The sequence below is a fragment of the bacterium genome (assembly GCA_037131655.1).
In the GTDB taxonomy this organism is placed as follows: Bacteria; Armatimonadota; Fimbriimonadia; order Fimbriimonadales; family JBAXQP01; genus JBAXQP01.
In genome coordinates this window covers 1-6,930 of the sequence record JBAXQP010000148.1, presented here as the reverse complement: position 1 = coordinate 6,930, position 6,930 = coordinate 1, and the positions used below count along the sequence as shown (strand labels likewise).

6 protein-coding genes and 1 pseudogene are annotated in these 6,930 nt (G+C 46.1%); all 7 read left to right on the top strand.

Annotation, left to right across the window (positions count from 1 at the left end; all coding sequences use genetic code 11):
- The coding region (locus tag WCO51_07990) for an FHA domain-containing protein (protein MEI6513199.1) at positions 1-303 on the top strand (303 nt) is incomplete at its 5' end.
- 27 nt (positions 304-330) lie between these two features.
- Complete coding sequence (locus WCO51_07985; protein MEI6513198.1) at positions 331-1,746, top strand: FHA domain-containing protein; 1,416 nt, start codon at positions 331-333, stop codon at positions 1,744-1,746.
- A 21-nt stretch (positions 1,747-1,767) separates the two neighbouring features.
- Positions 1,768-3,144, top strand: a pseudogene (locus WCO51_07980) (VWA domain-containing protein).
- Between the two features lie 16 nt (positions 3,145-3,160).
- Positions 3,161-4,246: an FHA domain-containing protein gene (locus WCO51_07975; protein ID MEI6513197.1), complete on the top strand. Its 1,086-nt coding sequence runs from the start codon at positions 3,161-3,163 to the stop codon at positions 4,244-4,246.
- Positions 4,243-5,154: a Stp1/IreP family PP2C-type Ser/Thr phosphatase gene (locus WCO51_07970; GenBank protein MEI6513196.1), complete on the top strand. Its 912-nt coding sequence runs from the start codon at positions 4,243-4,245 to the stop codon at positions 5,152-5,154. Before WCO51_07975 ends, WCO51_07970 begins: the two co-directional genes overlap by 4 nt.
- Positions 5,155-5,225: 71 nt before the next feature.
- Complete coding sequence (locus tag WCO51_07965) at positions 5,226-5,900, top strand: rhomboid family intramembrane serine protease (GenBank protein MEI6513195.1); 675 nt, start codon at positions 5,226-5,228, stop codon at positions 5,898-5,900.
- A 76-nt stretch (positions 5,901-5,976) separates the two neighbouring features.
- A partial coding sequence (locus WCO51_07960; protein ID MEI6513194.1) for a DUF5693 family protein occupies positions 5,977-6,930 on the top strand: 954 nt, incomplete at its 3' end.

The window sequence follows — 6,930 nt, the reverse complement described above, 5'->3', positions numbered from 1 at the left end:
AGCTCAACGGGTAAACCGCGTCTTTTCGGCCTTCAAGGAAGCTATGCCGGAACATCATTCGACTTGAACGATGATCTCGTAACAATCGGCAGGGAGCCAGGTAATACCGTCACCCTCAATAATGACTCAACCATAAGCCGCCGCCACGCCCAACTAGCGCGTCAAGCTGGCGCATATACGCTAACAGATTTCGAAAGCAGTAACGGCACATTCGTAAACGACGTAAAAATTACTGGAGAATGTGTAGTTCGCCCTGGTGATACGGTTCAGTTTGGGATGAGTAAGTTTAAGCTGGAAGGATAGCGCGAACTTCGCATTAGAAACAAACATATGATCTCTAGACTTTTTTACTTACTAATAGCCGGAGGACTGGGTGGATTGCTTGGTTGGGCGATCCACGATATGTTACATTTAAGTGACCCTAACGTCAGCGTATATCAAGGTTATATCAATACCTTTTTTACCGGAGTTATCGTCGGTATCTGTATTGGCGGTTTAATCGGTTTGGCAAGTGGATGGGCTAAGGGTTCCATGTACCAAACATGGAAAGGTGGAATTCTTGGCGCTTTAGCAGGACTTATTGGCGGACCAGTTGGAATATTTCTTGGTTCCACGGTATTTGCCTTGCTTGGTGGTACTGAGAACCAGGGTGGTCTAGGTTTTACTAGTTTTGTTTGGCAACTCTTTGCACGCGGGTTTGCTTGGACTGTTTTTGGGGCTGGATTAGGACTTGCTGAAGGTCTTGCAGCACGTTCAAGTAAACGTGCATTTCAAGGAGCTATTGGTGGTGCGATCGGCGGATTTATAGGTGGGTTTCTATTCAACATCATTGGCCAATTAACTGTAAATTTTCAATACATGCTCAATCCAAATAACTTTTCGAATGGCAGTGGAGAAATCGGCATTTTCAGTAGAGCGATCGGTTTTACTATTATGGGCGGTGCCATTGGGTTCTTTATTGGGCTGATTGAGATGATAGCGAAGCAGGCGTGGGTTCGTGTTGTATTAGGACGCAATGAAGGCAAAGAATTTATTGTAGATACGGAAGTCACATCTATCGGTCGAGCTGAGAATTCGGATATCCCCCTTTTCGGTGACATGAATGTCACACCACAACACGCTAGAATCCAAAAGCAGGGAGAAGTTTATACTCTCGTAGATAACGGTACTCCTCAAGGTACCGTGCTTAATGGGCAAAGGATTCAATCATCTTATCTACGAGATGGCGACCAGATATTTATCGGCAGCTTTAATCTTGTCTTCCACGAAAAAGTGGGCAGAGATAAAGTTGCGGTGAAGGATGTTCAACGATCACCGCAGTCTAAACCGATACCGGTTGCTCCCGATGCGTGTCCATTCTGTGGTGAGAAGAAAAATGTGATGGGAGCTTGCGGGTGTACTGTTGGAGCTGCACCAGCCCCTGGGATGATAAATGAACCAACAGTCGTCCCACAGGCCGATTCAGTAGTTATAACCGCTGTAGATGGCCCTTTGGCGGGAAAGCGCTTCCCTATTTCACTATCCGGTATTACATTGGGAAGAGAAGCGACCAACGAAGTTGCGATGACCTATGATTCGACCGTAAGCCGACTTCATGCTCGAATATCAATAGAATCGGGACAGCTAACAATTTACGACGAAACAAGTACCAATGGCACTTTTGTTAATGGTTTGCAAATTAGCCGCCAACCACTCAAACCAGGCGATACAATTCGTGTAGGAAGTACTTCATTTAGGGTTGCTTGAAACAAACCGTAGGAGATAACGATGGAACAGACGCAGCGATTTGACCCGAATAAAATACCCGATCCTAATCGCACCCAAGCGGTACCTGGTGGAGCGCAACCATTTGTTGATGACCTTGGGCGAACACAGATGGTTCCCGGTAGCGAAGTCGGAGGGCGGGCGCTTAGCCTTCAAGTTATCCCTGGAAGACCAGTCGCAGCCGCAAATGGACCAGCTCGCGAAGCTTATCTAGTCGAAGTTAGCGCAAGCGGTGCCACAATGGGAGCCGGTCGTCTACCATTAAATCTCTGCCTGGTCATTGACCGAAGCGGTTCGATGGAAGGAGAGCCTCTCAACTATGTCAAACAAGCATGCGGTTATGTCGTTGACTTATTAAACCCCAATGATGTGCTTTCAATCGTTACCTTCGAAGAAACAGTGGAAGTGCTGATGCCGCCGCGCCGTGTGGTCAATAAGCAGCTTGTTAAAGAACACAACTAACGGCTTGAACCCGGCAATACAACTAATATCTTCGATGGTTTGACACTCGGCGTTCAGCAATTGCTTTCTGTCCCTAACGAAGGCAGACTATCCAGATTATTGCTGCTCACTGATGGAGAACCAACTGCTGGAATTAAAGATTTTAATTCAATAGTGAACGTAGTAGCTACAAAAAAGGATAATGGGGTTACTTGTACGGCGCTAGGTTTTGGACCGGAATATAATGAGGAACTTATCGCAGGTCTCGCCCGACGAAGCGGGGGCAACTATTATTACATTCAAAGACCGGAACTTATTCCTGAAGTCTTCCGAAAAGAACTCGAAAGGATGATGACGGTTGTCGGTCGAAATCTTCGCCTCAAGCTTGATTTCTCACGATGGGTTCAAATTCGACAAGTCTATAATAATCAAGTGCCAATGACTGGGCGCTCATTTGAAATTGGTCTGGTTGATCTTGAACGCGGAAGCCGGGTCGATACGGTGATGGAATTGGAATTCCCCAATCACCCTGTTGGCACTTTCCGAATAGCAAAAGCCACCCTAACCTATGAGGATTCAGTGACAAACCGTCAGGAACAAGTCGTGCAAGATGTGGTGATTGATTTCACTTCGGATACATTCAAGTTAAACATTCCTCAAGACCCACGGGTTGCTCAAGAAGTCGAAGTAGCTCAAGCATCCAAGAGCTTAGAGCGCACGATGATGGGGATGAAGACCCAGCAACTTTCCGCCGCAACAATGGCGCTGGAGCTTCAAAAAACACAACAGTTACTGGTTTCACAAGGCCGGACTATGGAAGCTCAAGAGGTAGCGCAAGCCATTAGAGACCTCCAACGCGGTGATGTCGGCAATGTTGAAAAAACCCTTATCGGTACCAAATTAACACTAGAACAAGGCAAAACCCAGAAACGAAGTTAAGATATAGGTGAACAAAATGGAGAAACACGGATTTGATTTGCCCGATATTCCTGAAGATGTGATAGCGCAAGTGCAAGAACCGATTGAAGCAACGGTGATTGCCGCTGATCGCACTCAGTTAATGGCTCCACAGACTAACACAACTCAAGCGATTACGCCTGTTCAGTGTCCTGTCTGCAAACAGCATACTCCCCCCGGTGAGATGTATTGTACGGAATGCGGCTTTTTACTAAACAGCGCTGTCTCTGAAGAGATGCCCTCAGAAGTACAGAGCGTTCCGAGGCTTACTGATGTGATTTGGGGACGTGAGTACCTGCTTAAACCAGGAACCAACTCAGTCGGGCGTGAGAATGCAGATGTTCTCCTTGCAGATTCTCGGGTTTCTAGACATCATGCTCAAATAACAGTTACCGATACTGAAATCACTATTGAGGATCCCGGCAGTACCAATGGCACAAAAGTAAATGGTCAACAAGTCAAACCCGGCGAAAGGGTCAAACTTACTTCCGGTGCAAAAATCGAGTTCGGTGGTGTTGCATTAGTGGTGAACATTCCTGAAGAAGTTGCTGAGGCCAAAGTAGTTGTAACTGAACCGGAATTAGCTCCATTTCCTGACCCGACAGTTGAAACGCCAGTCGTTTCATTTCCGGAAGTTCAGCCGGAGATCCCTTTTGTTGAAGCTGTTGTCCCTCAATCAATTGAAGAATCAACCCCTCAAGTTGTTGCCGCATCACTAAATGTAACGATCACCAATTTATCTGATCCGGTTTTAAATCAGGTATTTGAAATCAAGCCCGGCAGCAGCACTGTTGGGCGGAAACCTGATAACGATATAGTCATCGCAAATCCGTATGTATCAGGCTTTCATGGCACACTCGAACTGGTTGGCAACGAACTTTATGTCACCGACATAGGCAGCTCCAATGGGACACAACTCAACGAGGAACCATTACCGCAAAATGCCAGAACTCAAGTTAAAGACGGAGATAAAGTTACTTTCGGGCAAGTCCTTTTTGCTGTTCAATTCGAACCTGTTGTCTCGCCCGATCATGTAGTGCAATCAGATACAGATACACTAGCGGGTGAGAGTGACAATCAATGACATGCTCGTCATGCGGCAAGGCAAACCCTAACGAAGCGCAATTTTGCATAAGCTGTGGGAAACCTATTCTTATTGAAGAAGAAATAACAGCCCGTTTTGAACGTTCTGATTTAGTACCTTATGAGATTCCTCCTTTAGAGGTTTTCCCAGAGGTTACTTTTGGCGCTAAGACTGACTTGGGGAAGGTTCGCGATCATAATGAAGACAAGTTTGATTTTTACGAACCTAACGAATCTGAGCTGCTCGCCGCTCGCGGCAAACTCTACATGGTTTGTGATGGGATGGGTGGGCATGCTGCCGGCCAGATTGCCAGCGAACTCGCTTGCAAGACTTTTATCTCCGAATATTTCGGCCCTATTACTGCCAATCCTGTCGATGCGGCGCGAAAAGCAATTCAAGAGGCTAATCGCTATATCTATGAAGTCGGCCAGACCATCCGCGAACGTGAAGGGATGGGAACGACCGTCACCGCCCTCCTCCTTTGCCAATCGACCGCCTATATCGCTCATGTAGGGGACAGCCGTTGCTATCTCTATCGGGAGGGACAAATACGGCAGGTATCGCTTGACCATACATGGGTTGCCGAACAGGTCAATCGTGGCTTGATGACCGAAGAGGATGCTTCAATGAGCCCATTTGCACACGTAATAACCAGAGCGTGCGGCGCAGGAGCGACAGTGGAAGTCGATGTCTATGAAGAGCTTTTGAAAGAGGGGGATCTCTTCGTTTTATGCTCAGATGGTCTCACCAATCACTTGTCTGAAGCGGAAATCGCAGAAATAATTAGCCAGAATGCTCCCTCACCTGCAAGCGTAAAATTGGTGCAAAAAGCGCTCGATTATGGCGGAAGCGATAACTGCACGGTAATGGTTGTCAGAGTTGACAGCATACAACAAGCCGATCAATAAACCTTCGAAAGAAGCATAAACTATAGTCAGATTTACCACACGCGTGCTAAACTTACACAAGAGGATTATGTATGTTTATTCCAATCCGCGACGACAACCCCTGTAAAACATTTCCGATAGTAACTGTCGCGCTTATTATTATAAACGCAAGTATTTTTCTTGTCAGCCGCAAATTCAACCCATTTGCTGCACCTTCTCTGCACTTTTCGAACTTCTTCTCCTTTATGCCGATTGAGTTCACGGGTGATTTACTTCGAGTAGGCAGTCCGCGGCCGGTTTGGTTAAGCTTATTCACTTCAATGTTTATGCATGCCAACCTTTGGCACCTTATCGGCAATATTTGGTACCTATGGCTTTTCGGCAACAGGGTAGAAGTAAGATACGGACGCACCGCATTTCTAACTCTCTATTTAATGTGGGGTGTTTCAGCAGCATCGCTTCATTTACTAATTTCCTCAGATCCTGCAGTTGCAACTGTCGGAGCCAGCGGAGCGATTGCCGGAGTTTTGGGTTCATACATGCTGCTCTTCCCTAAAGCAACTATCGGGGGAATTTGGCCTCTGTTTTATGTTTTCTTGCCGGGTGAGCTGCCTGCTGTAATTGTTCTCGGACAATGGTTCCTATTACAGCTTTTAGCTTTCCAGCCAGGAGTTGCATATTTGGCGCATATCGGTGGTTTTATCGCTGGTATGATATCTGCAATAATTTTCCTGGCTGGCGTATTCATACTAAAACGAAACATGTAAGGTTGCACCGGCAGCCCAAATGTTGATGAAATTGAAGAAGACCGTACCGTGCTTCCTCCTAAGGAATGAGCAACCTATGAACAAACGAATTATTATCGGACTGCTGATTATCTCAGGCTTGTTCGCCGCCTATGCAGGTTTACAGCGATACCGAATAGAAATGCGCAACCGCTCAGTGGCTTTGACGATAGACTACACTGAGTTACAGCAGTTATCAGGAGTATCCGGCGAATCGATTGAAAGGTTAATGGAGCAGTTCCATACAAACGGAATAAGCGCCGTTGCAGTTCCTGAAGATACTATTGCGTCATTGGTAGCTAATGGCACAATTTGGATGGAAGCTCCCAATCCTAAAGTACCAGGAGTAACTTTTCTAAAAGTCCCCATAGAAATCTCGAAAAGATGTGAATTGGCAGTTAAAGCCAAGTTGAAAGTATCAGATACTATCTCTTCCGAAACTAAAACTGTTTTCGATTTACCAAGCGGCCGTATTTATGTTCCTGCATCCTATCTAGCAATCAGCAACTTAAGTCTTGGAGTTGATCCTTTAGTTGTGCATACTGTTCTTGAGTCAAAACTTGAACCTTTCGGACGTGTCTCAAACTCACTCGGCGATGTCCCGTCAATAATTCGTTTCACCCTTAGCCAACTTCACGATCTTAGAATAAGAACCGTTATTTTCTCTGGTAATCAGATGTTAGGCGCACGAAATGCGATTAAAGAAACTTCCGAAATAATGAAGGAATTCGGCATTAACTATGGGGCTATCGAGTTTGGGAAGCAGGCAGGCGATGCGAAATTAACTAATTTGTTACCGCTTCAAACCGTCCGCGTGCACAGTGTCTCCTCTGCTGAAGGGGATACCCTCACAGAACCAGATATAGTCGACCGATTTGTGCGCGCTGCGAAAGAACGAAATATTCGTGTTTGCTATGTCAGGTTGGTCACTAATGCAGGACTTGACCCAATTAATGAGAACCTCGAAAGTATCGAGAAAATTACTGCCGGCCTCGATCGCGCAGGAATGAAA

Excerpts from the sequence above, each read along its gene's own strand:
- WCO51_07970 (MEI6513196.1), top strand. The coding sequence starts at position 4,243 with ATGACATGCTCGTCATGCGGCAAGGCAAACCCTAACGAAGCGCAATTT.
- WCO51_07975 (MEI6513197.1), top strand. The coding sequence starts at position 3,161 with ATGGAGAAACACGGATTTGATTTGCCCGATATTCCTGAAGATGTGATA.
- WCO51_07985 (MEI6513198.1), top strand. The coding sequence starts at position 331 with ATGATCTCTAGACTTTTTTACTTACTAATAGCCGGAGGACTGGGTGGA.
- WCO51_07965 (MEI6513195.1), top strand. The coding sequence starts at position 5,226 with ATGTTTATTCCAATCCGCGACGACAACCCCTGTAAAACATTTCCGATA.